Source organism: Desulfofustis glycolicus DSM 9705, assembly GCF_900130015.1.
GTDB lineage: Bacteria > Desulfobacterota > Desulfobulbia > Desulfobulbales > Desulfocapsaceae > Desulfofustis > Desulfofustis glycolicus.
On sequence record NZ_FQXS01000001.1, the window covers coordinates 161326 to 185171 of the forward strand.

At 63.2% G+C, this 23846-nt stretch carries 34 protein-coding genes and 1 other RNA gene; all 35 read right to left on the reverse strand.

Annotation, left to right across the window (positions count from 1 at the left end; all coding sequences use genetic code 11):
- Window positions 1–4: 4 nt before the first annotated feature.
- The 35 genes from BUC26_RS00760 to BUC26_RS00925 all read right to left on the reverse strand — a co-directional run bounded on the left by BUC26_RS00760 (window position 5) and on the right by BUC26_RS00925 (window position 23844).
- Window positions 5–406, reverse strand: coding sequence for a hypothetical protein (locus BUC26_RS00760; protein ID WP_073372920.1), 402 nt, complete (start codon window positions 404–406; stop codon window positions 5–7).
- Window positions 403–3546: a phage tail tape measure protein gene (locus BUC26_RS00765; RefSeq protein ID WP_073372921.1), complete on the reverse strand. Its 3144-nt coding sequence runs from the start codon at window positions 3544–3546 to the stop codon at window positions 403–405. Before BUC26_RS00765 ends, BUC26_RS00760 begins: the two co-directional genes overlap by 4 nt.
- A 20-nt stretch (window positions 3547–3566) precedes the next feature.
- On the reverse strand, window positions 3567–3959 hold the full coding sequence (locus BUC26_RS00770) for a hypothetical protein (protein WP_073372922.1): 393 nt from the start codon (window positions 3957–3959) through the stop codon (window positions 3567–3569).
- Between the two features lie 39 nt (window positions 3960–3998).
- Window positions 3999–4751, reverse strand: a complete 753-nt coding sequence (locus tag BUC26_RS00775; RefSeq protein ID WP_073372923.1) for a phage tail tube protein — start codon at window positions 4749–4751, stop codon at window positions 3999–4001.
- Window positions 4752–4761: 10 nt separating this feature from the next.
- Window positions 4762–5187 carry a phage tail terminator protein gene (locus tag BUC26_RS00780; protein ID WP_073372924.1) on the reverse strand — a complete coding sequence of 142 codons (426 nt, stop codon included), beginning with the start codon at window positions 5185–5187 and terminating at the stop codon, window positions 4762–4764.
- Window positions 5188–5616 carry a gp436 family protein gene (locus tag BUC26_RS00785; protein ID WP_073372925.1) on the reverse strand — a complete coding sequence of 143 codons (429 nt, stop codon included), beginning with the start codon at window positions 5614–5616 and terminating at the stop codon, window positions 5188–5190.
- A 14-nt stretch (window positions 5617–5630) separates the two neighbouring features.
- The gene (locus BUC26_RS00790; RefSeq protein WP_073372926.1) at window positions 5631–6614 is read right to left on the reverse strand and encodes a major capsid protein; all 984 of its coding nucleotides are present in this window, start codon (window positions 6612–6614) and stop codon (window positions 5631–5633) included.
- 56 nt (window positions 6615–6670) lie between these two features.
- On the reverse strand, window positions 6671–7219 hold the full coding sequence (locus BUC26_RS00795) for a hypothetical protein (protein WP_073372927.1): 549 nt from the start codon (window positions 7217–7219) through the stop codon (window positions 6671–6673).
- Window positions 7220–7271: 52 nt separating this feature from the next.
- Window positions 7272–8147, reverse strand: a complete 876-nt coding sequence (locus BUC26_RS00800; protein WP_073372928.1) for a hypothetical protein — start codon at window positions 8145–8147, stop codon at window positions 7272–7274.
- Window positions 8148–8149: 2 nt separating this feature from the next.
- Complete coding sequence (locus tag BUC26_RS00805; RefSeq protein WP_073372929.1) at window positions 8150–8704, reverse strand: phage virion morphogenesis family protein; 555 nt, start codon at window positions 8702–8704, stop codon at window positions 8150–8152.
- Between the two features lie 272 nt (window positions 8705–8976).
- Complete coding sequence (locus tag BUC26_RS00810) at window positions 8977–10227, reverse strand: phage minor head protein (RefSeq protein WP_073372930.1); 1251 nt, start codon at window positions 10225–10227, stop codon at window positions 8977–8979.
- Window positions 10211–11731 (reverse strand): DUF935 domain-containing protein, encoded by a 1521-nt coding sequence (locus tag BUC26_RS00815; protein WP_073372931.1) that lies wholly within the window; start codon window positions 11729–11731, stop codon window positions 10211–10213. Before BUC26_RS00815 ends, BUC26_RS00810 begins: the two co-directional genes overlap by 17 nt.
- A gap of 1 nt (window position 11732) precedes the next feature.
- Window positions 11733–13361, reverse strand: a complete 1629-nt coding sequence (locus tag BUC26_RS00820; RefSeq protein ID WP_073372932.1) for a hypothetical protein — start codon at window positions 13359–13361, stop codon at window positions 11733–11735.
- Window positions 13362–13925 (reverse strand): DUF3486 family protein, encoded by a 564-nt coding sequence (locus BUC26_RS00825; protein WP_073372933.1) that lies wholly within the window; start codon window positions 13923–13925, stop codon window positions 13362–13364.
- 3 nt (window positions 13926–13928) lie between these two features.
- Window positions 13929–14225 carry a VpaChn25_0724 family phage protein gene (locus tag BUC26_RS00830; protein ID WP_073372934.1) on the reverse strand — a complete coding sequence of 99 codons (297 nt, stop codon included), beginning with the start codon at window positions 14223–14225 and terminating at the stop codon, window positions 13929–13931.
- Complete coding sequence (locus tag BUC26_RS00835) at window positions 14225–14620, reverse strand: hypothetical protein (RefSeq protein ID WP_073372935.1); 396 nt, start codon at window positions 14618–14620, stop codon at window positions 14225–14227. The genes BUC26_RS00830 and BUC26_RS00835 overlap by 1 nt, the downstream gene beginning before the upstream one ends.
- Window positions 14613–14828 (reverse strand): TraR/DksA family transcriptional regulator, encoded by a 216-nt coding sequence (locus tag BUC26_RS00840; protein WP_073372936.1) that lies wholly within the window; start codon window positions 14826–14828, stop codon window positions 14613–14615. Before BUC26_RS00840 ends, BUC26_RS00835 begins: the two co-directional genes overlap by 8 nt.
- Before the next feature lie 228 nt (window positions 14829–15056).
- Window positions 15057–15284, reverse strand: coding sequence for a hypothetical protein (locus BUC26_RS00845; protein WP_073372937.1), 228 nt, complete (start codon window positions 15282–15284; stop codon window positions 15057–15059).
- Window positions 15285–15677: 393 nt separating this feature from the next.
- Window positions 15678–15932, reverse strand: coding sequence for a hypothetical protein (locus tag BUC26_RS00850; protein ID WP_143165870.1), 255 nt, complete (start codon window positions 15930–15932; stop codon window positions 15678–15680).
- A 228-nt stretch (window positions 15933–16160) separates the two neighbouring features.
- Complete coding sequence (locus BUC26_RS23335) at window positions 16161–16322, reverse strand: hypothetical protein (RefSeq protein WP_153307063.1); 162 nt, start codon at window positions 16320–16322, stop codon at window positions 16161–16163.
- A 13-nt stretch (window positions 16323–16335) separates the two neighbouring features.
- The gene (locus BUC26_RS00855) at window positions 16336–16686 is read right to left on the reverse strand and encodes a Mor transcription activator family protein (RefSeq protein ID WP_073372939.1); all 351 of its coding nucleotides are present in this window, start codon (window positions 16684–16686) and stop codon (window positions 16336–16338) included.
- Window positions 16676–17089: a regulatory protein GemA gene (locus tag BUC26_RS00860; RefSeq protein ID WP_073372940.1), complete on the reverse strand. Its 414-nt coding sequence runs from the start codon at window positions 17087–17089 to the stop codon at window positions 16676–16678. The genes BUC26_RS00855 and BUC26_RS00860 overlap by 11 nt, the downstream gene beginning before the upstream one ends.
- Window position 17090: 1 nt before the next feature.
- Complete coding sequence (locus tag BUC26_RS00865) at window positions 17091–17273, reverse strand: hypothetical protein (RefSeq protein WP_073372941.1); 183 nt, start codon at window positions 17271–17273, stop codon at window positions 17091–17093.
- The gene (locus BUC26_RS00870; RefSeq protein WP_073372942.1) at window positions 17270–17581 is read right to left on the reverse strand and encodes a hypothetical protein; all 312 of its coding nucleotides are present in this window, start codon (window positions 17579–17581) and stop codon (window positions 17270–17272) included. The genes BUC26_RS00865 and BUC26_RS00870 overlap by 4 nt, the downstream gene beginning before the upstream one ends.
- A 5-nt stretch (window positions 17582–17586) precedes the next feature.
- Window positions 17587–17805: a helix-turn-helix domain-containing protein gene (locus tag BUC26_RS00875; RefSeq protein WP_073372943.1), complete on the reverse strand. Its 219-nt coding sequence runs from the start codon at window positions 17803–17805 to the stop codon at window positions 17587–17589.
- Between the two features lie 12 nt (window positions 17806–17817).
- On the reverse strand, window positions 17818–18372 hold the full coding sequence (locus tag BUC26_RS00880) for a hypothetical protein (RefSeq protein WP_073372944.1): 555 nt from the start codon (window positions 18370–18372) through the stop codon (window positions 17818–17820).
- Complete coding sequence (locus tag BUC26_RS00885) at window positions 18369–18551, reverse strand: hypothetical protein (protein WP_073372945.1); 183 nt, start codon at window positions 18549–18551, stop codon at window positions 18369–18371. The genes BUC26_RS00880 and BUC26_RS00885 overlap by 4 nt, the downstream gene beginning before the upstream one ends.
- A 29-nt stretch (window positions 18552–18580) precedes the next feature.
- Window positions 18581–18649: hammerhead ribozyme type II (locus BUC26_RS00890), an RNA gene on the reverse strand.
- A gap of 8 nt (window positions 18650–18657) precedes the next feature.
- Window positions 18658–18942 carry a hypothetical protein gene (locus tag BUC26_RS00895; protein WP_143165871.1) on the reverse strand — a complete coding sequence of 95 codons (285 nt, stop codon included), beginning with the start codon at window positions 18940–18942 and terminating at the stop codon, window positions 18658–18660.
- Window positions 18929–19132 (reverse strand): hypothetical protein, encoded by a 204-nt coding sequence (locus BUC26_RS00900; RefSeq protein ID WP_073372947.1) that lies wholly within the window; start codon window positions 19130–19132, stop codon window positions 18929–18931. Before BUC26_RS00900 ends, BUC26_RS00895 begins: the two co-directional genes overlap by 14 nt.
- An 11-nt stretch (window positions 19133–19143) precedes the next feature.
- Window positions 19144–19929, reverse strand: coding sequence for a DUF3164 family protein (locus BUC26_RS00905; protein WP_084540357.1), 786 nt, complete (start codon window positions 19927–19929; stop codon window positions 19144–19146).
- Window positions 19926–20312 carry a hypothetical protein gene (locus BUC26_RS00910; protein WP_073372948.1) on the reverse strand — a complete coding sequence of 129 codons (387 nt, stop codon included), beginning with the start codon at window positions 20310–20312 and terminating at the stop codon, window positions 19926–19928. The genes BUC26_RS00905 and BUC26_RS00910 overlap by 4 nt, the downstream gene beginning before the upstream one ends.
- Window positions 20309–20881, reverse strand: a complete 573-nt coding sequence (locus BUC26_RS00915) for a hypothetical protein (protein WP_073372949.1) — start codon at window positions 20879–20881, stop codon at window positions 20309–20311. Before BUC26_RS00915 ends, BUC26_RS00910 begins: the two co-directional genes overlap by 4 nt.
- Window positions 20882–20884: 3 nt before the next feature.
- Entirely contained in the window at window positions 20885–21604 is a 720-nt protein-coding gene (locus BUC26_RS00920; RefSeq protein ID WP_073372950.1) for an AAA family ATPase, read from the reverse strand.
- Window positions 21605–21627: 23 nt separating this feature from the next.
- Window positions 21628–23844, reverse strand: coding sequence for a Mu transposase C-terminal domain-containing protein (locus BUC26_RS00925; protein ID WP_073372951.1), 2217 nt, complete (start codon window positions 23842–23844; stop codon window positions 21628–21630).
- Window positions 23845–23846 lie beyond the last annotated feature (2 nt).

The following is a 23846-nucleotide window of genomic DNA, read 5'->3' on the forward strand; positions in this document are numbered from 1 at the left end:
AGCATCATCCTTGCGTCGTTTCCTCTTTTGCCAGCAGCCGCAGCGCGTGCAGCAGGTAGATGTCGGTATCAGCCGGCGGGGTCATCTTAGTCAGCGATTCGGCCTCGATCGGCTTGCCGTCGCCGTGGCGAAACAGCACCGTGAACGTCCTGCCGCGCAGGCTCAAGCTCATTTCCAGCCCCGGATGCGCCGCCTTGGCCTGCAGGGCCAGCACCGTTGCCCGCGTCGTCCAGGCCCAGCCCTCGTCGCCCACCAGGGTGATTGGCCGGCCGGCCAGCTTTGTCGAGATATCGAGCAGCAAGGCCCCGGCGATTGAGAACCCTTCTTCCTGCTGCACCGGCGTCCAGTCCGTTTCGTCCTGCCACCACAGATCATCCGGCAGGGTGATGTCGTCGAGCATGATCATGCCGTAGTCATCCCCGCCTTGGCCAACACCTGGAGCAGCGCCTCCACATCCTGCTCGCCGCCGCGCAGGCTGCCGCCGGCAAAGCGCAGCTCATGCACCTTGGCCGCACCGCCGGTTCCGGTCGTCCCGCCCCCGGCCCCGCCTTGCCCATCGGCGATCGCCGCCAGCCGGCCGCGCACCGTCGCCCCCAGGTCGCCCAGCCCGGCGTCGGCCGGCAGCGCCTGCAGGGCGTTCTTGGCGGCGGTCTGCTGCAGCGCCTTGGAGATCGCCAGTCCCAACTCGCCGGCTGACTTCACTCCCATAAACGCGGCTCGGTCACCCTGAGCGGCGCCGACCTTTCCGGCGCCGCCGGCCAGTCCCCGATAGGCGTCTTTCGCCTGATCGGCCAGCGCCTGGGCCTCTTCCAGATTGCCCGCTTTCATCGCCTCTTCGGCGGCCTTCTGATATTCCTTGGCCGCCTTGGCCTTGGCCCGCCAGCCCTGTTCCTCAGAGCGATGGCGGCCGCCCAACTGGTTCAGTTCGTCGGCCAGGCTTTTTTCCCGGCCGGCAATGTCGTCCTGGATGCGCTTGACGTTATCGGCATAGGTCTGCCAGCCGGTCTTGGATTGATCCAAGGCGTCGGTCTCGGCCGCCGCCCGCGCATCGGCGGTACTGTCGGCCAGCATGGCCTCCTGGCTGTCCCGGTAGGCCCGTTCGGACTGCTCGGCGGCTTGCTCCACCGCCTGACTCGTCTCGTCGGCGGCTTTGCCAATCGGCTCGAACTGCTTTTTCTCAATAGGTTCTTGCGCTGCATCAGCCTTCGGGGCATAACCGTGCCCGGTTTTTTTCTTCCGGGCCGCCCGCTCCTGGGCCGTGGCTTCATCTTCGAGCGCTTCTTTCTCGCGACGTTGTTCCTCTTCACGCTTTTTCTGCTCGGCGAGCCGGTATTTTTCTTCCTCGGCGGCCTTCATGCGCCGTTCCAACTCGGCCTCGTCGTTGGCTGCCTTTTCACTGGCAGCAGCCTTCTTCCGGTCGCTCTCTTCTTTTTTGCGAGCTTTTTCGCGCGCTGCTTCTGCCGCCTCGGCTTCGGCCTGGGCCTTGGTTTCCGGGTCAGCGGCGGCTTTTTCCTCGGCCCGAGAAGGCAGGCCTTGTTTTTTGCGCCAGACGTCGTCGGCCTCCTGTTTCTTCCGGGCTGCCTCCTTGTCGGTCAGGTACGTGGCAAACGGGTCTTTCTTCTTCTCCGCCGCCTCGGTATCGAGCACCGGAGCTTCCGTCACGGGTTCGGTTTCGGGCTTCGCCTCGGCTTCCTTTTTGGCGCGATCGGCCGTCGTCTCTTCCTCTTCTTTGTCCTTCGCTTCCTTTCGCTCCCGGTCCTTGCGGTCGATCTCTTCATACGATTTGTCAAGCGCGTCCTTGGCGATTTCGATCTTGCGGTTAACGGCCTCCACGTCGCCACCGGTAAGGATCGCCCACATTTTCTGGGCAGCCAGGCCGATCCGATCGAGGGAATAAGCCATGCCCACGCCGGCCTTCTGCACAATGGCGAACTCTTTATTGGCCCATGTCCCGACAGCCCAGCCGGCAGTGGCCGCGCCCAGCACGCCGAACGCCTTGGAGAGCAGCCCGACGCTACCGACGGATGAAGTGAGGACGCCCTTGAGCTTGCCGAGCTGGCCCATGGCCGCCGACGCCCAGCCGGACAGCTTCGCTTTAGACAGAAGGTTCGCCTTGCTCGCCAACGCAGCCATATCAACGCCGAGCAATTTCAGCACCGGCGACAGCGCCTTCAGCGGACCTTTGACGCCGCCGATAGCCAGCATCGCCAACCGGGCCGCCAGCGCCGCGCCCTTGAGCGTCACCAGCGCCGCGACCAGCAGGACCACGACCTTGGTGATACCCGGATAAGCGGTGGCCAGATCCGTGATCATGTTGAGCATACCGGTCAGCCCGTCCAACACCCCGGCAAGCACCGGCAGCAGATGGGTGCCGAGGGCGATGGCCAGCCCCGAGACGGCCGACTGAAAATTCAGCCAGGAACCGGTCAGGTTGTCGTTGATCAGCTTAGCCATTTCCCGCGCTTTACCGGCGGCATCCTCGTTGGCCTTGGCGAGCCGCTCGACGCTGTCAATCTGCCGACTCATGACGATCGCCGCCGTGCCCGCCTCGGTGCCGAAGATCTTGTTGGCCTCGGCCAGGCCCATATTGGCGTCGCGCAGCCGCTGCATGGTCGCCACGAAATCGACGCTGCCGTCGTTGTTGCGGGCCACCTGCACCCCCATTCGCCGCAGCGTCTCTTCCGCCTCGCCGGTCTGACTGGCGAGCTTGGCGAGCATGGTCCGCATCGAAGTGCCGGCCATGGTGCCCTTGATGCCGTTGTCGTGCAGCACGCCCATCGCCGCCGCCGCTGTCTCAAGCGGAACGCCCAGCGCCGCCGCGGCCGGGGCGGCGTACTTCATCGCCTCGGCCAGCTCGGTGACGGTGGAGTTGGACCGGGTGCTGGTATTGGCCAGCACATCGGTGATCCGGGACAGATCGCCGATCGAAAGACCCATCCCGCCCATGATATTGGTGATGTAATCGGCCGATGCGCCCAGTTCGATACCGCCGACCAGGGCCAGATCAAGGGCCGGCCCGATGGCAGCGATCGACTGTTCGGCAGTGAGTCCGGCCATGGACAGCATTTTCATGCCCTCGGCCGCCTGGACGGCGGAGAACTCGGTCTGCCGTCCCAACTCCTGCGCCCGCTTGGACATCTTATCCAGCGTATCCGTAGCGGCGCCGGTGATCGCGCCGATCTCGGCCATCTTCCGCTCGAACCCGGCCGCTTCCAGAACCGGTTTGCCGATAGCCGCCAAACCGGCAAGAAACTTGGTTAGCTTGGCGGTCACCGTCTCGGCTGTCCGGCCCAGCACGGAGGTATCGACCTCGGCCTTGCGCGCCTTCTCGCCCAGCTTCTCCACCTTTTTGCCGCCGGTGGCGGCGGAGTCGCCCAGCCGCTTGACGCTTTTTCCCGCCCCTTCCGCACCGCTGCTCATGCCGCCGAGCGCCGTGCCGGCCTTGCCGGACATGGCGCCGACGGCCGCACCGGTGTCACCGAGCGCTTTCTTGAACGCTTCGGTGTTCAGGGTGAGAAACAACTCCAGGTGTTCGTTGGCGTTCATGCGTTACCGGGCGCGCGTGCTCAAGGCGTTGAGGGCGGTGAGGAAACAGCTCCAGCCGTAGTGCCAAGCGCCGACTCCATGACCTGCCTGTATGACTCGGCAAACAGCTTCGGCAAGTTCTGCGTGACCATTGCCGACAGGCCGACGAGCATTCCTTTGAGGCCGAGCTTGTCGGCGATCCCTAAAAAAGCGCTGTTCACCTCGACAAAACTCTCAACGATCTGCTCGATCTCGGACGGCCACAAGTCCTGCAACCGCTTTCCCTCGGGCAGATCCACGCAGTCGGTGAGCAGCGAGATCATTTCGCCCGCCTTGTCGGCTGAGTTCAAGGCCCGGTACAGCGCAAACGGGCTGACCTCCTTGACGGTCACCTCGCCGACGTCCTTGACGGTGATGATCAGTGATTTACGCATGGCGTTACTCCTGATTTAAAGCCCCGTTAACGGCTCTTATTAGCTGAGCCAGATATGCTGCATCGGATGATCCTTGCCGGCCGGCGTCTCCAGCGCCCCCTCGAAGGTGACGTTGACAAAGTCCTCGCCGATCAGGCTGAAGTTGGAGGTCGGGGCCAGACGCATCTGATAGATTTCGGAGATGAAGCTGCGGCCGTCGTCGAAGTTCTGGCCGTCCAGCTTGACCCGGATGCGCACGTTGGCCTTGGTCATCCCCTTCATGATCGTGCCGGATACCGCCGCCTTGGTCAGGGTCACATGCACCGTCTCCCCGGCGGCAATGGCTCCGTCAGACTTGGCCATGATCATGCCCAGACGCGGGTTGATCTCATAGTCGTCGCCGACGGTATAGGTCGTGGTGTCGGTTTCGTCTTTGACCACCACGGCGCTGATCATGTAATGGCCGATATCCACCCACTTGTCGGCGATGGTCACCACCGCAATCGCCTCGGTGACGTCGCCGGCATCCTGTGTCAGCACGCTATTGGTGCCGAAGAAAGCGGCGGCGAACAACGCCTGGTCGAGCTGGGCAAACGTGATGGTCGCCGTCATCGGTTTGGGCAGGGTCACGCTGGCCAATACCTGGCCGTAATTGCTACGTCCGTGCGCCGTCTGCTCCTTACGTTCCGAGTCCGGCTTGGGCGTGAATTCCGAGCAGTCGCCTTTCAGCTCCAGGCCGGTCGCTTCGCCGGTATCACTGAGAATGTCGACGTAGGCGTCGGCCGCGCCGAGAAATGAAAACGGTGTGTTCATGTGCTCCTCCTTAGATGATCGTCATGGTCACGAAACGGACCTCGTAGACGACCCGCGTTTTATCGAATTTATCCACAAACCGGGTGCCGGCCGCCGCCAGGTGTTTCACGCCCCGGCATGGCTGCCAGCCGACCCCGGCGGCGTTCACCTGCTCAACCAGATTGAGCGCCTCGGCAGGCGTTCGGGTCAGCTCCAGGATGACGATCACCGACCAGTAGCGGCTCAGCTTCTGGCCGATATGCTGCTGCAGGCTGCCGGTCGAGCGCTCCGGGTAATCCCCGGAGAAGACCACCACCGCCGCCGGCAGGAGGGCATCGGTGGCCATCGCCTCGTCGAGATCCTCCATGCCGACCACCGAGCGCAGCGCCGGCACCTGCTCCTTGATCTGCTTGATCAACGCGTCGAGCTGCTCGGCCAGGCTCAGCACCGCCGCCATCTAAAAGCCCTCCAGCAGGCCGCCCGGCCCGCCATATACCTTGCCGCTCGAGGCGGCGAGCGTCTGGCCGGGCGGCGACTCTGTTTTCTCGGTCGCCCCGAAGCCGATCTGGCCGGTGCTGATCTTCACCAGCACCGCCAGATCCGCCTGATACTGCTTCTCCCACACCTCCGGCACCTGATTGCGCCGCCGGTAGAGAAAGAAGACGGCCAGGTTGGCGGCAATGGTCCGGATCAAACCCGGTACCGGATCAAGCGGCACCGTGCGTTGCAGGCCGACATAGCCGTCGATCACCCGGCCCGCCTGGTCGATCGCCGCGGCGATGGTAGCATCGTCAACGGCTTCTGCTCCAGCCTGATCGTTGGACAACTTGATCAGGGTCTCTTCCGGCAGCAGGGCCACCAGGTCGGTCAGCTGTGCGTAGGCCATGAGTTCCTCTCAGTTTAGGCCGCGGTCGCCACGCCTTTGCAGATCGCCTTGACCACCGGTACCGGTACCGGCTTGCTCATGCCGATGATCTCGTAGCCGGACGGGTTATCCTTCTTCACCGGCTTGGAGTAGAACGGCATCGGCAGCAGGTTGGCGTCGAGATCGTCCAGGGCGCAGTAGAACAGCCGCCACGGCGCGTCGGCGGCCACCGCCAGCACGTGGTGGTCGGTCACCGCCGGCACCCAGGCGCTGTTGGTCAGGTTGGTGTAGCCGCCCTGGGCCAGCTTGATTTCAAAGCCGGCGATGTTGATCCCCTGCTCGGTGACCTTGGCGGCGACCTTGCTGTCGCCCGGCAGGGCCAGCACCTTGTTGGCCACGGCCACATAGGTCTTCTGTCCGGCCAGATAGTGGATGGTCGACCCGTAGCCGCTGGTCTGCTTGATCTTATTACCTATGTTGATCAGATCGAGCAGGATGTCGGCGACAGTGGTGTCGGCATGATCCCACTTCTTGACGATGGTGAACTCGAGGACCGAGCCGAAATCCACCTCGTAGAGCTTCAGGCCGGTATCGGTCTTCATCGGGTAGCTGATCTTGCCGGTCAGCGATTGGCAGGCCAGGGCCTCGGTGGTGGCCCGCACCACCCGGCGCTGGGCGTCCACCTTGTTGCGCACCCATTGTTCGGTGCCGGTGGTCCCGAGCAGCTTCAGGTTGTTCAGGTCCGCCGCCGTGACAAAGGACGAAATGTCCACCGGCTGCGGCTCCAGATAGGTGATCTTCTGACCCTCGCCGCCGAGCGCATAGGCGGCCGTGCCCCGGCGAACCACCGGCACGTTGCCGTTGATCGCGGTCAGCTCGTCGAAGCCGAGCACCGGGAAGGGGTGCGTCGGCCGGTTCGGGTAGATCAGGTCCATGATAAAGGTCTGCAGCACCGGCAGGGCGAGCAAATGGTTGGCCACCGCCACCGGCGAAAAAAATGATCTCAGGTTGATCTGCATGTCAGCCTCCTTGGCTATGATGATCAGGGGTATGGTTCTCGTTTACGCTCGCCGGCTCAGAGGGGGTAGATGCCGATCCCTTCCAATGCCTCGATGTCCGCTGCCACCGGCGCCGCCCCGGCCACGCTCAGGTTGGCCGCCACCGCCGTGCCGTGCACCAGCACCGCGCCGGCCTGCTCCTCGGCGGTATCGATGCGTTCCGTCAGCACGCCGCCGCCGGCCAAATCGTCCACGCCGAGCAGCCCGGCCTGCTGCCAGACCACGGTGCCGTCGGCAACGTTTGCCGCAGCCGTCTCCGGCCAGGTCGGTTCCGCTGCGGCGGTGGTGCCGCCGCTGGTGGCCCGGTAGTAATGACCGTTGGGGGTGGTTGGCACGGCCAGGGCGCCGGCGGCGACGACCGTTTCAGCCTCCCAGGCGGCCGCGTCGGCCAGCTCCGGTTCATAGGCCGCCATCTCGCTATTCGCGTCCTTGGCGACCACGGCGCCCGCTTCCAATACCCGACCGTCCTGGCGAAAGGCCTTGGCCAGCACCACCGCCGGATGGGTCCGGTCGATGATTTGTTTTTCCGTGAGCTGCTGGCTGCCCAGCACTGCGTTATGTGCCATGTCGTTTCTCCTCGTTTGTGGTTAGCGCGCTCGTCGTCGGCACCCGCCGTTCTTAAACGTGCTTGCTCAGATCGGCCAGCTGCCCCTTGTCGTTTCGGGCAAAGTCCTGGCCGTGCCGGCCCTGTTGGTCCGGACAGTCCGGCAACTGCTGAGTAAACTCGGCTGCCGGCAGCGCCCGGACAAAGCCCTTGAACCAGTCGGCCTGGCTGATGGTACGTTTCGTCCCGTCGGTCTCGAAGCTGAAATCGGCCTGCTCGCCGTCCGGCAACGACTCCATGAAGGCCACCACTTCATCCTTCCGGTCGACGGCGATCTTGCCGGTGGCCACCATCTCGCTGTCGACGAAGCGGGCAAAATCGTCCTTGCGCGCCGCCGCCCTGGTCTTCGCGGAACTCTCCCGGTCGGCCTGGCGGGCCGCTTTCTCGGCGGCCAGATCCGCCTCCAGCTGTTTGATCTTCTCGTCTTTCTCCATCTCGTCTTCCTCCTGATCGGTGTCGCGCCGCCCGTCATCGGCCGGCAGCGCAAATTCATGGTCGGTGCACTCGCCGTCCCCGGCGAACTGCGCCGCTTGTTTGAGGCCCGCCACCTGCGGCAGGGCCGCCCCGAGAAAACCCAGGTGCAGCAGCTTCGCCCCGGCCCCGGTGCGCACGATGCGCACTGACCGGTTCTTGAACTTCTTCTGCGCCAGCGCCTCGGCGAAATCCTTGTGCAGCTCGCCGATCCGGCCGAGCAGCACGCCGCCCTTCCGCTTGACCTCGGCAATCCAGCCCCAGGCCGGACTGTCGGTGGCCGGATGGCCGACCACGATCGGCACCTGGTCCTCGGCGTTGAAGTTGCTCACCATCGCTTCCAGGTCGGCCTCGCTATAGACGCCCTTGTCCCCGTAGTCGCCGGCCTTGAAGATCTCCGTCCATGCTCCGCTTTTCATGATCAGCTCCTCTGCATCAGTCGTTGAAGGTTGGCGCTCACCAGCTCCTCGATATCGCCCCAGTCATCGTCCTGAATCATCATGAACGGCCGGGCCGGCAGTTTCAGGTGCCGCGATCGCTGGTGCGCGCTGACCTGCACCTCGGTGAGCGGGATCGGTTTGCCGAACGCTTGGGTGATACGCCGCACATGCGCCCGCACCTGCTGGCTGATCTGCTTGTCCACCCCGAAATGATGGGCGGCGGCATACTCCACGTTGGTGCCCACCCGGACCGCCTCGCTGCTGCCCATGGAGGTGATCGAGTTCATCAGCCGGCCGGTGTCGATCAGGGTCTGGCCGGAAGCCTGCCCGTAACCGGCCTGGCTGTCGGCCCGGCTGCTCGCCGGCCATTTCTGGGGCCGGCCGCCGACCCGGAAGTTCCAGCGCACCGATTCTTCCAGCAGCAGCCCCAAATCGCCGGCGATCGGCAGCAGGTCATCCACCTCCCGGAGCAGCAGCCGCACGGTCCGGTCGAAACCGGCCCGCTCGAGGCGGTAGGTGAGACCGGAATCGCTCATCGTCTCCCTCCGGGTACCGGTGCCGGGCAGCCGGCAGCGGGATGTATGTTTAAACCCCGTTTAATTTTTCGCCTGCTGGCCGCACCGGGCACCGCCCGAGTGTCGGGGCGGGCACTACCGTGCGTGCGAATTTGGGCCGTTCTGAGCGTTTCTTGCGCTTTCACTGATCGCATGTTATTTTTTCATCATGTCGCAGCGACATGCCCGTCGTGCCGGTCGGGGGGGCCACCCTGCCAGACAGGCCTGCACGAGTCGGTCGGTGGCCCGGCCGATCATCGCGGGTACAGCAGCAAACCCCGCCGCTGCCGCTCCGCGTAGTCAAGATCCGGCTCCCCGCTCTTCAGCGGCAGAAAAGCCGTCACCCCCTGAAACTCTCCGTCGGCCACTTCGAACACCGCCAGCCCGGCAAGCCGCTGCTTATCCTCGGTCTTCCACAGCCCCACATAGCGTTTGGCCAGCCGCACCGCGCCGGACTTCTCGTCTTTCTGCGGGGTCAACCAGATCTCCAGCGGCCGCTCGATCATCTCCGCCAGCAGGCCGATCGACTCGCCGTGTCCGGCCTTGCCGAACTTCCAGCGCGGCTCCGTCCCCGGCGTCTTGTCGATGAGGAAGCTGCGCAGCGACAGCACCACCGGCTCGCCGGCGCCGTCGGTGAGGATGCTCTGCTCGCCGAACCGCTCGATAAACGCCTGCCGGTAAAACTCGTCACCGCGCCCGGCCGGCAGCAGGGCGCTTTCATCCAGATCAGCGATCGCCGCCGGCCGGATGTTGCGCAGCGCCGGGCGGCGAAAATCGTCCGGACCGCGCAGGTCGGGCAGCGGTTCGAATTGTTTCCTGGCGGCGCGGCCGATCCCGCCGAAGGCCGCCTTACCGGGATGGTAGTTAAAGCCGGGATCAGGCAGCAGCTGCTGCATGGCGATCTGTTCACCGGTCGCCGGATGGGGAATGAGCACCGCCGTGTTGGTCGGGTCCTCGGTCTCGACGCTCAGCCCGCGCCGTTTGACCTGGCCGGCGGTGAGCGAAATGGTCGAGCAGCGGCAGCGAAAGCCGTTCGGCGGATACCAGGTGTCCCAGAACGGATGATCGGCCGGGAAGACCTTGCCGTCCATGGCCCGGTGGGTGGGCCGGGTGCGCCGGTCGTTGACCGCGTTGTACATCAGATACGGAAACGTCCCGGTCCGCTCCTTCTGCCGCTGCCAGCGGCCGGCGTTGTAGGCCGTCTGGATGTTGGTGCGAAAGATGTTCTGCACCCGCCATTCCCGCTTGCCGCTCCAGCCGCGCCGGGCAAATATCTCGGCGCACTGCTTCTTGAACTCGCCGTAGCTGATGCCGTCCTCGATCGCCCGCTGCAGCGCCTGATAGACACTGCTCAGCTCGTCACCCTTGGCGATGCCGGAGACGGCAAAAGCCTTGAGCCGGGTCTCGTTGTCCAATTTGGCAAAGGCCGCCGGGCCGAGCTGGATCTTATCCTTCCAGAAGGCGATCGCCTCTTGCATCGGCAGCGCTTCAAGCGTCAGGGTCATCGCCGCCCTCCGCCGTTTCTTGCTTGGCCGTATAGCTGCCGTAGAGCGATGCCGCCGTCAGCGTCCTGGTGAGCAGATCGCCCAGGGCCTCGGTTTCCAGATCCGGATACAATTCGAGCAGGCGCTCCATCGCCTCTTCATAGGACTCGGCCGACTCCACCACACCGAGCAGCTTGGCTTCGTTGGCCGCAAGGATGCCCGTCGCCGTGGCGGCGCTGCGCTCGGCCAGCTCTTCCAGGGCCTGCTGCTCGGCGGTAAACGGCTCGTCGCTGCGGGCAAAGTCGGCGCCGGTCTCACCGCCGCCGGCCGGACGCACCGCCGGAGCGGCCACCATCTCATCGTCATCACGGTACTCCTCGCCGATGCCGAACTTGTCGTAGGCCCAGCGCAGCGGCACCCGGCCGGGCATCGCTTTGATCGCCAGATTGGCCACCGCCGCCCAGCCTTTGGGCGGCTCCTGTTCCTCGAGCCAGACAAACTTCGGCGGCGCCGCCTTGTCGCCCAGGTTCAGCTCGGTGATCCAGGCAAACAGCCGGTTCATCACCCGGCCGACCAGCTTGCCGTCGGCCTCGACGATCTCGTCGCGCAGGCCGCTGTGCGTCTCCGCCGCCGCCCGCGAACCGGAGCTGCCGTCCATCTCGGTGGACAGCGTCTGGCCGACCAGCACCTTGCTGATCTCACCGTTGCAGGTCCGGATCAGCCGCTCGTGGATCTCCGGATTGGCGCCCTCGGTCAGGTGAAAATCCACCTTCGCCCCTTCCGGCACCACCGCTACCGGATCGACGACCATCGCCACCAGCGCGCCGAGCAGCTCGCGCCGTTGAGGCTCTTCAGCCTTGCCGCCGAGCTGGGCGATAATCCACGGCAGGCCGTACTTCTCTGCCAGCGTCACCCACCATTTCCAGCCAGAATGCTTGAACAGGTACGGCCAGTAGCAGCGCGACAGCAGCGCCTCGCCGTAGGGGTTGTCGGTGCTTGCCATGTGGGAGGCAACCAGCGCCTTGTAGGGCGGCAGCTCCATGCCGTAGCTCGGCTCGGTCAGCGTCTGCAGCCGCCACTGCACCCCGGTATGGATCAGCCGCCGGTTGGGGATGTCGCGCAGAAACGCCGGCAGCCAGACCCCACTCTCAAAACGCCACACCACCTCCAGGGCCCGGTGGCCGCGCAGCGCCGCCTCCTGCAGAATGCCGAGGCTGTTCTCCAGCGGATACTCCTCATGCTCTTCGAGCTGTGCCAGCGCCTGCTGGCACAGCTCGGCGGCCCGCACATCGGCGCTCTGTTCGCCGCCGGCCTTGACCTGCCATTCCCGGCGCAGCATGCCGGAGCGGCGGTCGATTACTTTGGCGATGACATGCGAATCGGACATCACCTGGTCGTAAATCTGGTGGCTCAGTCCGGCCTTGCGCAGCACCTCGTCGGGGTTGGGCAGGGCCGACAGCCCGCGCACGAAGCTCGGGTCGCTCGTATGATCGGCGATCTGCCGCAGCAGCTCTTCGTTGTTCATTTCAGAACCCCCTCACCATGCGGGACGCTTGACGCGGAGCGGTCAGCGGAACAAAATATGCCGGCGGCATCTTATTCAGCGCTGCATACTCCGCCAGGGCCAGCGATATGGCAAAGTCGCCATGGCGCACCAGGTCCGGGTCTTTGAAGTCTTTGCGTTCGACCCGCGCCACCATGGGGATACCGTCGATTTCCTCGACCGTCCGCAGATCCTGTTCAAGCGACGCGTCCCGGGGCAGATCGTAGTTGTCATCCTCGAAGCACGTGATCATCTTCGGCATCCACGCCCCGTACCATTTGCGCGACAGGTCGATCTGATGGATACAGTCGCGGCCGAAGTCGGCAGCAAATTCGTCGGCGGTATACTCGGCCATCTGCTGTCCCGGGCCGGTCGCATCCATGGCCGCGCCCGCAAACCTGGGCAACCCCCTGAGCACCGCCCACCAGATCTGCTCCTGCTGCCGGTTCGGGACGTTGTTCAACTCCACGACGAACGGGGCCTTCCGGTCGAGGTTATGCTGGATGGTCAGCGGGGTGATGACCGAAAAATGGCGATGCCTGGCAAAGTCCATCCCCGCCACATGCTCGAGCGATGGATCAAGCGCCACCAACAGCGGGGCGATGGACCGCTTGATGAAATCGTCGGCCCAGGATCTTCGTTCGCTATCAGGCCGACGGACAAAATCATCATCGAGCGTTGCCCGCAGGACGGGCCGTTCTTCTTTCATGGCCCGCTCGATCCAGACACCGGGTATCGAGACGCCGCCACTGTCCCGGGGTATCGCGTCAAGCTCTTCGCGCATGGCCGCCTTGCGCGGGCCGTATGCCGCCCGGATGCGTTTGTACCACTCCTCTTTGCCGGTCGGGGTCGGCGTCCAACCCTTCATCAGGCAGACCCGCTCGTACAGGCCGTTCTCCACCGCCTGATCGAAGGTGACCGCGAAGACTACGGCGTCGCTTTTTTCTCCGTACCGGCCGGCCTCGATATCCTTGATAAGCTGGTTGAAGGGGTTGCCCTTGCCGTTATGCGAGGAGATAATGACAATCTCGCCGCCCCAGATGAGCAGTGCCGTGGCCGCATCGAGCACGCCTTGGACATCGGCATGAAACGCCGCCTCGTCGATGCGGACCTTGCCCTGCAGACCGCGGATGTTGGCGGGGCGGCTGGAGAGCGCCACGATCTGATACCCGGAGGCAAACCGGATGCGATAGGCATTGATATGCCGGGAATACCCCTTGTCGTCCTGGTCATCGAACAGGAATTCTTCAATCCCGGACACGCCCTGGCCCTGGGCCTCGGCGATCACTCGGGCGAACTTGGCGCAGTAGCCGACAAACTCCAGACCTTTTTCTTTGGTGTCGCCGATATAGTAGATATTGTCGCCGCCGGCGCTTTTCCTGCTGCCGGCGGTAATGGTGTCGTCCAGGGCCTGGCAGAAGGTGATGCCGGTCCGCCTTCCCTTCGGGCACACCTTGATCCCGGCCTTGATGGCCAGCCAGGCAGCCTGGTGCGCCATCAGCACACCCTCGGCCAACGGGTCGAACCCTTCGGGGATCTCCCGGGCCTGCGGCGGCAGCTCGTCCCATTCGACCACCCGGATCGTGCTTTTCAGTGGAGTCAAAGCGCCCATCTACGCGACTCCCAGCACTTTGCGCCGCCAGAAATCCGCCTGTTCGGCATCCATACCCTGTGCGCGGGCTTCATCTTCCACGGCCGCGGCCGCCTGTTCGAGGGCCTGTTTGCGGATCTCCGCCTCGCGTTTGACGTTCAGCGTCGCCGAGGCCTCGAGACGCTGCGCAGCCAGCGCCAGGGCCTTGAGGTTGTGAATCACGTCCGGGATCGTCTCTTCGTTTAACTCGGCATCCTGCAGCTTCAGGCTGAGGTCGAAGGCCAGCGTCCGCAGCACCTCGTTGACCAGGTTGCCCACCTGTCCCTGGGGGGCGGCGCCCAGTTTGCCGATCCACATCTTGGCGATCTCTCGGGACTGCTGCAGCTTCTCGCCGGCCTGCCGCATGGACAGGCTGTAGCGGTTGACCGCCGACTTGCTCAGCCGCTCATCGCGGCCGTCCGCCTCGAGGATCTCGTTGATCCTGGCGGTGGCGTCAAGTTGCGTGACGCGCGGATCGCGCAGCAGCTCCTGCAACCGCTCGAGGATATCTTCGGGCAATCTGTCGATGGTCGAGGGTTTGCCCATGTGCTACAGCTCCGGCACCGGGCGCTTGACGCCGGGCACGACGGTGGCGCCGCCGGCGACATCGAGGCCCCGCGTTGTCAGTCGGGCGACCTGTACGCCGATGCTATCGTCGATGGCGATCAGTCCCTGTTCGGCCAGCCAGGCCAGCTCGGTGCGCAGCCGGTCCAGGCTGATATTGTGGCCTACGGCCCCGAGCGCCGCCCGCAACACGTGCTCGTTGTGGCTGTAGTCGGCATCTTCGGCAAGCACCCGCAGCACGACGAGCCGCAGATCTTCCTGTACAAGTTTGGCAAAGCTCATCACGGCTCGATCCTCAAGTGGTGTTGGTTGAGCAGGTCCACAGCTCGGTTGATGCCGCTCAGGCGGCCGTCAAGCGTCCCGAGCTTTTCCGTCAGCGAGCCGATCTGGTCGGAGAGCTTACCGATCTCCGCCCGGCTCGGCAGATGGTGCACGTCCCGCTCGATGTCGGTGATCCGCCGCAACCGTTCGTCGCAGTCGCGGTCGCGCTTTTCACGCGCCGCGGCCAGGCCGGTGATCGACACACCATGATCGTTCACCGTCTCCTCCAGGGCGACGAAGCGCTTGTCGGTGGCCTTCTTCCGCCGGTCCCACCAGACATAGCCGCCGATGGCCATGGTGCCGGCGAGCTGGGCGACGTCGAACCAGAAGCGCCACACCGTGTAGTCCTCAATCACGCGTCCCTCCCGTCCGTTCAAGCCGCTCGGCGCAGTGCACGCAGTGCACGCAGCCGGGCACAGCCAGCCGCCGGGCCTCGGGAATCGGCTCGCCGCACTCGCGGCAGACCAGCGCCGACGGCCCGCGCCGGCGGCGGCAGGCATGCAGCGCCAGGGCCTGGCGGCGGTCGCGTTCCTCGAACTCCTGGGCTCGGTCGAATTGGTCCATGCTCCTCGCTCTCTGTAAACGGTAACGTCCGGGGCAGGGCTGGTAAGACCCTGCCCCGGCGCAGGCCGGTGACCGAAGGCTGGCGGTTTTTCGCTCTGGGGGGGGGGGCGAAGCGGCCTCTGGGGTTACTACTACTCGGATGGGTAGTTGTTTGTTAGCGAAGCGCTTCGGTATGTGGGGAAAAAGGAAGGACCGGGCCGGAGAACATCCGGCCCGGTGTGGCGGTCTCTAGTGCAGCCCGGTAATCGCCAGGTCGATGGTGTTCCGCTCTGGGTTAATGATCGTCTCGTTGCGACGCCCACCAATTACAGCCTCAGTCGTTATCTCGCCTGTCTCGCCATCAATGATCTGTTCCGGCTTATATGATCGGCGCAATGAGCCATAATCGATCAATTTGGATTTTGCGCCAACAACAGCAACGTGGACAACTGAGGCGGCACGGTTTTTTGTGGTCATGTTCAACTCCTGTGGGCCGCTTCGGGCGGCCAGTTATGCTGGTCATTATGATTCACGATCCTTATACCACGAAAGAAAATCGTCAAGAGCGTCAGTAGGGATTATCAACCATCTTCTCTCTGATCACGATTCCTTACCTCAAAGACATTCCCACATTTTGGGCAGATTGCTGTGTCGGTATTAGAGATTTTAACAGAACCGAAAAATAGCAAAACAAAGAGTGCTAAAAGTATGGCGGGTCCGGCGCTTCCATTCACCGCCACCCATGCGCAGAACCCAATAGATGCTAGAAAAGATAAGAAAAATGCAATTCCGACTATCGTGGTATTCATTGCTTTACCTCAAGTTTACCCCAACCAGGCACTACACCGGTCAAGCCGGTGAGCGCCGCTATTAGCGGCCGAGGTGCCGACCGAGGTGCTTATCAATGATGTCCGCCAGGTGCAGATCATCGCTCCAGGAGTTGTCGCCGCAGTCACGGCAGATATCACGTAGGACGCTTATTGCCTCTTCACGCTCGGCAACAAGCTGGACAATTTTTTTCTCCAGTTTCTCAGCATCCGTTTCAATATCAAGTTCGCGCAGGCAGTGGAGCATCATAAATCTGTACGCATTCCTCGACCCTCTGATGTAATCTTGCTCGCCCATTGCAACCTCCAATTAAATGTTTTCGCTAACCAGCCGTTCGAGATGGATTGCGCGAACAGCCGCGCAACCCCTCAACTCAACGATGTCCCCGCTGTGCGGGAACATCGCTCAGGATCAAGAGCACGTAGCAGCTTCATAATCCTGGGTAATCGGCAACGCAAGGACATCAAACGGATTCAGCCAGACGCACAATACGCGCTCCTGATCCTGGGCGTTCAGCGCGTCCGGCTAATACCGCGCCAGCCGGGTGAATGCGCCGTATACCACCAGCCCCACGCCCAGCGCCAGACTGGCCAGGGTGGGGGCGGTGGCGGCGAAAAAACTGCCGCTGAGCATCGCCAGCCACGGCCATGCCCGGTACAACGGCTCGGGTATCCAGATCGTTCTCATGGCGTCACCTCGCTCAAAAGAGTTTCAACTGCCGGTCAGCCGACTCCGCCGGACTCGGCGGTTCGGCCAGAATCTGTTCGATGCGCCGGGTCGAGAGCCGGTTTTTCAACGCCAGCTCCTTGACCCGTGCGCCGGCATCATAATCCCGCCGGATGGCCCGGTCCCTGATTCGCCGGAAAAAATCATCGGCGTTGCGAATATAGACACCGATACCGGCAAAGACCTGGGACAAAAACAGCGCCATCGCCACACCCTGACCCGGCCGGTACGCCTCGATGCCGCGCGCCAGCAGGACCAGATCGCCGGGCAGCTCGTCGATCGACGGCAGGTGCTCCGGCGGGATGTGGATGATCTCACGCTTCATGTTTCACCTCTGTCCGTTTGCACCACTCCACCAGGCTCTGGCAGACCCGGTTGGTCAGCTCGGCATCGCACCACTGGAGCCGGTCGACCCCGGTCATCCGCTTGACGTAACGGTTCAACCCGCGCTCTCCCGGCTCACGCACCACGCCGGCGTCGGCCAAATTGCGCCACAGGGCGGCGATCTTGCGTTTCTGCGCCTCGGTATACGACGGGCGCGCCGCCTTCTTGCCCGGCTTCGGCTGCCACCCGAGCCGTTTCAGATGCGCCAGCAGATCCCACGTCTGCCTCCGGCTCAGGTCTTTCGACGTGGTCAGCCCGTAGCGGTCCAGCAGCAGCTGCTGCTTATCAATCCCCAGCTTCTTGCAGGCGATGTTGATCTTGGCGTACTCGGCCCTGGTCGGCATGTCACCACCCCAGCGTCGCTTTCAAAATCCGTGCGCCGAGCCCGACCACATAGCCGGCCGCGACAAAGCAAAAGATCACGAACATAACCGACGGCAAATGAACATCGAGTCGCCACCCATGGATCATCGCCCACAAAAACGCAACCGCCATCAGACCGATAAACACCCATCCCCAGATATTCATGATTGCCCCTCACCTGAATTGACACCGGCATCGTCCAGCCCTCGCACGATGTCGATCTTCTTGTTTGCCGTAACGCAAATTTGCCTGTACCGTTTCATCAACCGTTGATGTTCCTCTCGGGGAATGCGCTTCCGCTTAAAGCGTTTTTCGAGCGCATCGAGTTGTTTTTCTGCTGCGAGGATCTGTTTGACCAAATCTTGCCGATAAAATCTTTTGACGAGATGATCGGGAATAATCTTTGCCTCCCTGACTGTCTCGACGATAAGGGTCAACGCTTCCTTGGACAGGTCTTTCGTTTTGATCTCCACAGCTGTCACCTCCTGTCAGCAGAAACCAGCCGGTACCGGCTGTAACGTACTTGGTCGCCGAATCGGTTGACTCCCTTGACCAGTGTTGCCTCGATCAGATACTCCTCGGCCAGCTCGGAGATCCGCGCCGCCAGTCGGTAGATCCCGTATTCCCGGATCGCCTCCACCGGTGTGATCGAGCCGAATTGTTGCAGATGCCGCAAAATCTTCTCTCGCTGGGTCATGGCAATCCTCCTCTACTCACGGTCATCGTCGATCTTGCCGATCCGCTCCAGCATGCTTTTGAAGCCGGGGCTGACCTGTCCGCTGGCCACTTTTTCGTCAAACTCCCGCCGGGCTTTTTCCAGCGGGTCATAGGTCTTCACCGCCTGTCGGGGCGGACCCTTGCGGATGGCAGCTTCCTGCCGCCGGTCGACCTCGTCGGCCAGCTCCCAGGCCACCGTACGCAGGTAGTTATGGCTTTTCATCGGCAGGGTGAGCCGGACCCGCTGCTCGACCATCTGCTCCATGGCCCGCGCCCAGACCGCCGGGCCGCAGGTCCGGTCGACCTTGCCTGGCGAAGAGACCCAGCCGGCGCCGATCAGCGTCACCAATTCACCGACGATGCGCTGTGCCTTCGGCCATGACAGGCCGCGCTCGGCCGGTCGAAACAACCCGAGATACCCGAGCGCCGCCTTCGGCAGCGGTGCGGGCAGGGCGGCGATCGCCGCCAAAACATCGCGGCACACCGCATCGTTAAGCCACGTCTCGGCACTGGCAATCGCCCCGCAGGTCGGGCAGATCAGCTTCATTCGGGGTCACTCTCCAGAACGTCTTCCACCTCTTCGCCAAGCTCGCCAGCCAAAGCAAGGCCGCACTGCTGCGCCATGGTCAATCGCTGACCCCTTTCCAATCCGGGCTCAAACGTGATCTTGACCGAAAAACCGCCTTCATCCTTATCGTCTTCAAAGATAACGATCGCTCTGGCCATGCTATCCTCTGTCTTTTGGTTTCTGTCTTCTGTAACTGGCATCGTCAGGCCGGAGGCATCACCCTCCGACGACGCCGGGTCACCCCGGCGTTTCGCCTGTTTTTTTTCAGTTGTTATCGGCTTGTTCGGCCGGTTCCAAGTTCACCAGCGCCCGGACCGCCATCGCCCCGGTGCGGGCCAGCATCCGCCGCAACCGCTCAACGTCGCCGTCAGAGTAGATACAGTCGATGGCAGCCTGGGTGGCTTTGCCGGCCTCCTCGACCATGATTGCGGTGCCGTGGATCGGGTCTGACGGCCAGCCCGGATGCTTTTCCTCGGCCGCCTGTAACTCGTCGACAATAAGCTCCATCGCGCCGTAGGTTGCCTCTGCCATTTTGTCAGCTAAACTCATGATGTTCTCCTTTTTGATAGGTGCAGGTGACGGTCGCCCCGCCCACCTGATCGTAGCGGACCCCGCCATACCAGCCGCAGGAAATCCACCGTTTCATCTGCTCGTCGCGGTAGACGCAGGTGGCCTCGATCGGGCAGTCGGCCTCCAGTGACAGCGTCTTTCTGATCGCCCGGCGTATGGTCTTTCTCATGGTCACCCCGCTCAAACGGTGGAAAAATCTAAGGGAATCTGCCGGTAGTTGCCGCCTTCGTCCCGCTCGTACAGCCTGAAATACGTTCGTGAACCGGTCACGGTCAGGCTGTCGCTGATCGCCTCCATGGCCCGCCGCCACTTCTCGTCGTTGATATTGAGCTTGCGCAGCCCCAGGATGCGCTTGGCGTTGATCTTCCCTTTCTTGTCCACCTGGAAGGCATCCTCTATCAGGGCGCGCACCTCGGGCCGCGAGTCGCTGGTCCATTCCCGCAGGCAGGTGTCGATAAGCGCCTTGGCCGCCTGCAGGGTTTCGTTGAAATCAAGCAGGTCGGAAACCGCCCGCATCAGCTGGTACCTGCCGTCAAAGGAAGTCAGGGTGACATTGCCGCGCGCCCCGCCCAGGGTGGCCCCGTACTTCTCGGCGGCAAGGTCGAGAAACGCCTGCATGTCGTCGGCGAGCTGCAGTTTGAAGGTGGTGACCACGTGGCTGATGTTTCGGGCCTTGGCAACCGCCTCCAGCACAAATTCATCCCGGGCGAGGTCCTCCTCCTTGATGGTCTCGATCGGCACCAGGTGCCCGAGACTGTTTTTCTTATAGCCGTCTGGTATGTTCTCGTTCATGGTGGTGCTCCCGTAGATTTCTTTGACCTTGGCAGCTACCGCGCCGGTGTCGGCCGAGTAGGTGCCGGCCATGATTCTGCTGATGGTCGACGTGGAATAGCCGAGCTTGCGGGCCGCAGCCGCCATGCTGCCCTCGGCCGCCACCGCCTGGTGGAGGAGTCGTGTCCAGCTCATGACGCCTCCACGCCCTGCCCGAAGTCCGGCAGACAGTGCGCCGCTCGCATGTGGTTCCTGATCTTCGCGACGGCAAATTCGAGCGCCGCCAGGGTGCAGGCCAAATCCTTTGGCGTTCGGCGCTCGCCGGCCTCCAACCCGGACACATACGCAACCAGACCGGCAAGCGGACCAGACGCCCGGGACCCGTCGTCGATCGGGGCAAGCAGCTGGCGGGCGCTGCGCTGAATCCTGCAGAGGTGGACATCCGACCGTACATAATCGCTTCGGGTCGCGGCCGTTGTCTGTTGCATGGACACCACGTCGTCAATGATGGCCCGGGCGATCGCCCGCACGCCATCACCGGTCAATGCCTGGTGTTTTCCCGTAACCTGTGCTTTCATTGGTCATCCCCCAAGGTTTGTATGAGTTTTCGAACCGTGCCCAGCCCGTCGCTGATCCGGTCGAGGGCTTGCTGCAGTTCTGTTTTTCGTTTACGGCGCAGGGCCCGAAGGCGTTTTGCCTTGGCCGTGTCGAGAGGCATCTCGACCAGGTCGGACCTGATCAGCCGCCACGAGCACTCCTGATCGCTGCCCGCTGGCTCGGCACGCCGGACAACCCCGCGCCGGGCAAGCATCTGCAGCCATTCCTCGGCATACGACGCGGCCACGCCGGCAAATTCCTGCAGGTCGGCGACGGTGACGCTCTTGCGCATCCGCAGCGTCCGCCACATCACCTCCCGCCGGTCCGGCTCCCGCTCCCGGGAGGCAACCGCGTAGACACCTTGCCGTACCCGGCCGGCCCGGCCGCTCTTGACCAGGTCGGACAGCGCGTTGGTCATCCGTTTGTGCTCCGCCCGGGTCTGCAGCAAGAGCGCGCAGGACAGTTCGTCAACGCTCACCTCGCCGCCCCGTTTGCGGGCCTCTGCGGTCAATGTTTCAAGGACGGTCTTGGCAAAGGATTGCTGCGCCATCGCCTACCCCCTCAGTCCTTGCTTGATCGCCGACCGTGCCATGTCCAGGTCCGGCTCCTGTTTCTGCTTGGCGTTCATGATATTGATCAACGTGACCAGGTCCCGTTTGATCACCCGGAAACAACCGGCCGATTCCCGATGGATGACCTCCGCGACCTCGGCGGGCAGATCGATGCCGGCCGCCTCCCGGGCGAACATCACCACGTCGCCCAGGCCGAGCGGCTCGAACTCCAGCTGCTGGAAGGTGCGGTTCCAGATCCTGGTCACCTGCCGCATGTGATACTGCAGCTCGTCCTCGCCGATCAGCACGAACGGCGCCGCGGACAAATCGGAAAGATCGCGCACCAGTTCGAGGTGCAGCCGCGGCAGCTTCTCGATCTCCTCGACGAACACCGGCCGGCCGCCCTGCATGTTCAAGGCGTCGAGTACCGCCAGAAAGGCGGGGTCTTTGCGGTGCGGTACCGTCTTGACATCCAGCTCCCGGCACAACGCTTGGAGAAAGCCAAGCTCGGTCTGCCGCCAGATGGAGAGGCAACGGACGAAGGCGCAGCGGTTGTTTGCCGCGTACCACTGGGCCGTCCTGGTCTTGCCCCGGCCGGCCGACCCGATCACCGCCGCCAGCCGGCCCTCGCCGGCGGACAGCATCAAGGCGTCGAGCATGGCCTGGAAGTTGCGGACATTCTTTACGTTGACAAACGTTGGTTTGAGCCGTATTTCTTTCATCACACCTCCGGCGGATGTTGAGGTTATCCGGCGGCCGCCTCACCGGCCGTCGGATGTTTTTGTTTATAGAGCACCGCCAGCGCCGCCCGCTGGCCGTCCCAATAGTCCTTGTCCCGCTCGAATTCCGACATCTGCTCGTACACCCGCATGAAACGGCGCCACTGGCTGGTCATCTTATGCCCCTGCATTTCCATTTCCAGCAGCTTGCCGTAACGGTTGAACTCGTCCATCCGCTCAAGCTCCGCGCAGAGTTGCGCCTCTTCAAGTTCCCGTTGGAACTGCTGGGCCTCGTCGGCCTCCTTGATTGCCTGCAGCTGCTCGGCCTTGCTCAGTTTCTTTGGCTTGCTGGGCAACTGCCTGACCGCGCCGTTCCTGCCGCCGCCCAGCCGCTGCCCGCCGTCCTGGGCCTCGGAGCGAAAACCGGTATCATCGATCAGCCGCTGCGCCTCCGGGATGACCACCTGGTCGGCGATCGCTCGGGCGTGCGCGATCGTCTTCTTCCGCAGGTTCCCCTGTAATTCGAGCTGCGCCTCGAGCACGGCTACGTCCTTTTCCGAACCGAGGATGCGCGCGGCCGGATGGGTCTTCTCGATCCGGGATGCCTCGCAGATGAACTCGTCGGTCCGCTGGTCGTAGACCAGCACCGAATTCCGGTGCTGCAGGTCGAAGCGCACGTATACCTTATGGTTCCGGCCATACAGGGCCGGGTGATAATAGTAGTCGCCCTTGTCGAAGACCTTGACGCCGCGCCCGTAGATGGTGCGTTCCTCCCGTTTCATCATCAGGATGCGCAACGCCGTTTCGTCCACGCCGGGGCCGCGGCCGGCGGCGAACACCTCGATAGGCCGCTGCCCCGCCATGTGACTGCTCGGACCCTGGTGGCGCGAGGCGTACAGGTCGAACCAGGCGGCGATCGCCCGGTGACTGTCGATCAGCGTTGGCACATACCCCTGGCAGATCTTGTCGTTGATGCGCCGATGCAGCTTTTCGCCACGGTTCAGGTGGGCCGGCTTGGTGTCGATCGCGGTGCCGACGAAGGAGGGAGACAGGCGTTCAAGCTCGCCGAACGTCTTGAAGAAACGTTCGATCGTTTTCGACTGGCCGTGATACGGCTTGGCGACGATCAACTGAATGCCGAGCCGCTGATAAAGCCCCGGCAGCTCGGTCTGTTCGAAGTCGGTGCCGGTAAAGAACATACCCTTGAACGCCCGGCCGTTATCCAGGTAGACGATCCTCGGGATCTTACCCAGGCTGATGATGGAGCGCCGCAGCGCCGCTGAGATGGAAGCGGTGTTCTCGGTGGGCATGATCTCCCAGCCCAGCGGCATGTTGCTCTTCATGTCGAAGAACAGCACCAGCATCATCCGCTGGTCCTTGCCGGTCCAGGGATTGACGATGCGGAAGTTCAGCACGTGGCCGTCGGCGACAACGATGTCGCCCACCTCGATACGATCGTAATCGCGCTCGACCCAGAACAAACACTTGTCGTTCAGACCCTTGTCGCCTTCGCGCCACCAGACCCATTCGTCGTAATTGATGGCGATCCAGTCATCAAGGAACCGGCGGTAGGTAGCCTCGGACAGACTGTCTATCCCCTTGTGGCGCATGATGTCCCGGGAGATCCTGATGATTTCGCTCTTCGGCCGGCTCTTGCCCTTCGGCTGGCGGACGATGGCCAGGATAATCTGGGCCTGCAGCGGGGTGATGGTCCGCGCCCCCTTCTTCTTGCCCCGGCGGTCGGCCAGGGGCAGGCGGTTGCCGTCGCTCTTCTTCAGCTTGGTTTTCCACCCTTCGATGGTCTTCCAGGAGACCCCACCCAGTTCCTTGTACAGCTCGGGATAGGCGGCCCCGCTGTTGTAGCCGACCATGAAGGTTTCCCGCGCCCGGTCCTTTTTTCCCCAGGGGACGGCCGACAGGGCCTGCAGATAGAGCTTCACCAGGGCCGCCTTGTAGTGCGCCGACCGCTCCCGGGAGGCGTCCACGCCTTCAACAGCGGCCGGCAGCAGACACGCCGGCCCGGCCGGTACCAGGGCCTCGATCTTCTCTTTGTCCAGGATGGCGGTGCGGATCTCGTCCGGCAGCATGTAAGACCGATACATTTTCCGTGATCCGCCGCGCACCGTTTCCCAATAGAAAGACCAGTTCTCGCGGTCGGCTTTTCGTGCTATGCTGCGTTCTGTTTTTGGCAGAACCGGCAGATCAAGGGCCTGTAGCTCTTTGGCTGAATAGGCAGGTTTCATGA

Bases quoted from the DNA above. Each gene is read 5' to 3' on its own strand.
- BUC26_RS00830 (WP_073372934.1), bottom strand. From the start codon at position 14,225: ATGAGCTTTGCCAAACTTGTACAGGAAGATCTGCGGCTCGTCGTGCTG.
- BUC26_RS00860 (WP_073372940.1), bottom strand. From the start codon at position 17,089: ATGCCGACCAGGGCCGAGTACGCCAAGATCAACATCGCCTGCAAGAAG.
- BUC26_RS00895 (WP_143165871.1), bottom strand. From the start codon at position 18,942: ATGAGTTTAGCTGACAAAATGGCAGAGGCAACCTACGGCGCGATGGAG.
- BUC26_RS23335 (WP_153307063.1), bottom strand. From the start codon at position 16,322: ATGAGAACGATCTGGATACCCGAGCCGTTGTACCGGGCATGGCCGTGG.
- BUC26_RS00840 (WP_073372936.1), bottom strand. From the start codon at position 14,828: ATGGACCAATTCGACCGAGCCCAGGAGTTCGAGGAACGCGACCGCCGC.
- BUC26_RS00915 (WP_073372949.1), bottom strand. From the start codon at position 20,881: ATGGCGCAGCAATCCTTTGCCAAGACCGTCCTTGAAACATTGACCGCA.
- BUC26_RS00875 (WP_073372943.1), bottom strand. From the start codon at position 17,805: ATGACCCAGCGAGAGAAGATTTTGCGGCATCTGCAACAATTCGGCTCG.
- BUC26_RS00925 (WP_073372951.1), bottom strand. From the start codon at position 23,844: ATGAAACCTGCCTATTCAGCCAAAGAGCTACAGGCCCTTGATCTGCCG.
- BUC26_RS00765 (WP_073372921.1), bottom strand. From the start codon at position 3,546: ATGAACGCCAACGAACACCTGGAGTTGTTTCTCACCCTGAACACCGAA.
- BUC26_RS00780 (WP_073372924.1), bottom strand. From the start codon at position 5,187: ATGGCGGCGGTGCTGAGCCTGGCCGAGCAGCTCGACGCGTTGATCAAG.
- BUC26_RS00810 (WP_073372930.1), bottom strand. From the start codon at position 10,227: ATGACCCTGACGCTTGAAGCGCTGCCGATGCAAGAGGCGATCGCCTTC.
- BUC26_RS00845 (WP_073372937.1), bottom strand. From the start codon at position 15,284: ATGACCACAAAAAACCGTGCCGCCTCAGTTGTCCACGTTGCTGTTGTT.
- BUC26_RS00900 (WP_073372947.1), bottom strand. From the start codon at position 19,132: ATGAGAAAGACCATACGCCGGGCGATCAGAAAGACGCTGTCACTGGAG.
- BUC26_RS00905 (WP_084540357.1), bottom strand. From the start codon at position 19,929: ATGAGCTGGACACGACTCCTCCACCAGGCGGTGGCGGCCGAGGGCAGC.
- BUC26_RS00920 (WP_073372950.1), bottom strand. From the start codon at position 21,604: ATGAAAGAAATACGGCTCAAACCAACGTTTGTCAACGTAAAGAATGTC.
- BUC26_RS00910 (WP_073372948.1), bottom strand. From the start codon at position 20,312: ATGAAAGCACAGGTTACGGGAAAACACCAGGCATTGACCGGTGATGGC.
- BUC26_RS00795 (WP_073372927.1), bottom strand. From the start codon at position 7,219: ATGGCACATAACGCAGTGCTGGGCAGCCAGCAGCTCACGGAAAAACAA.
- BUC26_RS00785 (WP_073372925.1), bottom strand. From the start codon at position 5,616: ATGGCCTACGCACAGCTGACCGACCTGGTGGCCCTGCTGCCGGAAGAG.
- BUC26_RS00770 (WP_073372922.1), bottom strand. From the start codon at position 3,959: ATGCGTAAATCACTGATCATCACCGTCAAGGACGTCGGCGAGGTGACC.
- BUC26_RS00775 (WP_073372923.1), bottom strand. From the start codon at position 4,751: ATGAACACACCGTTTTCATTTCTCGGCGCGGCCGACGCCTACGTCGAC.
- BUC26_RS00855 (WP_073372939.1), bottom strand. From the start codon at position 16,686: ATGAAGCGTGAGATCATCCACATCCCGCCGGAGCACCTGCCGTCGATC.
- BUC26_RS00760 (WP_073372920.1), bottom strand. From the start codon at position 406: ATGATCATGCTCGACGACATCACCCTGCCGGATGATCTGTGGTGGCAG.
- BUC26_RS00820 (WP_073372932.1), bottom strand. From the start codon at position 13,361: ATGGGCGCTTTGACTCCACTGAAAAGCACGATCCGGGTGGTCGAATGG.
- BUC26_RS00800 (WP_073372928.1), bottom strand. From the start codon at position 8,147: ATGAAAAGCGGAGCATGGACGGAGATCTTCAAGGCCGGCGACTACGGG.
- BUC26_RS00880 (WP_073372944.1), bottom strand. From the start codon at position 18,372: ATGAAGCTGATCTGCCCGACCTGCGGGGCGATTGCCAGTGCCGAGACG.
- BUC26_RS00885 (WP_073372945.1), bottom strand. From the start codon at position 18,551: ATGGCCAGAGCGATCGTTATCTTTGAAGACGATAAGGATGAAGGCGGT.
- BUC26_RS00815 (WP_073372931.1), bottom strand. From the start codon at position 11,731: ATGAACAACGAAGAGCTGCTGCGGCAGATCGCCGATCATACGAGCGAC.
- BUC26_RS00790 (WP_073372926.1), bottom strand. From the start codon at position 6,614: ATGCAGATCAACCTGAGATCATTTTTTTCGCCGGTGGCGGTGGCCAAC.
- BUC26_RS00850 (WP_143165870.1), bottom strand. From the start codon at position 15,932: ATGGGCGAGCAAGATTACATCAGAGGGTCGAGGAATGCGTACAGATTT.
- BUC26_RS00865 (WP_073372941.1), bottom strand. From the start codon at position 17,273: ATGAATATCTGGGGATGGGTGTTTATCGGTCTGATGGCGGTTGCGTTT.
- BUC26_RS00805 (WP_073372929.1), bottom strand. From the start codon at position 8,704: ATGAGCGATTCCGGTCTCACCTACCGCCTCGAGCGGGCCGGTTTCGAC.
- BUC26_RS00825 (WP_073372933.1), bottom strand. From the start codon at position 13,925: ATGGGCAAACCCTCGACCATCGACAGATTGCCCGAAGATATCCTCGAG.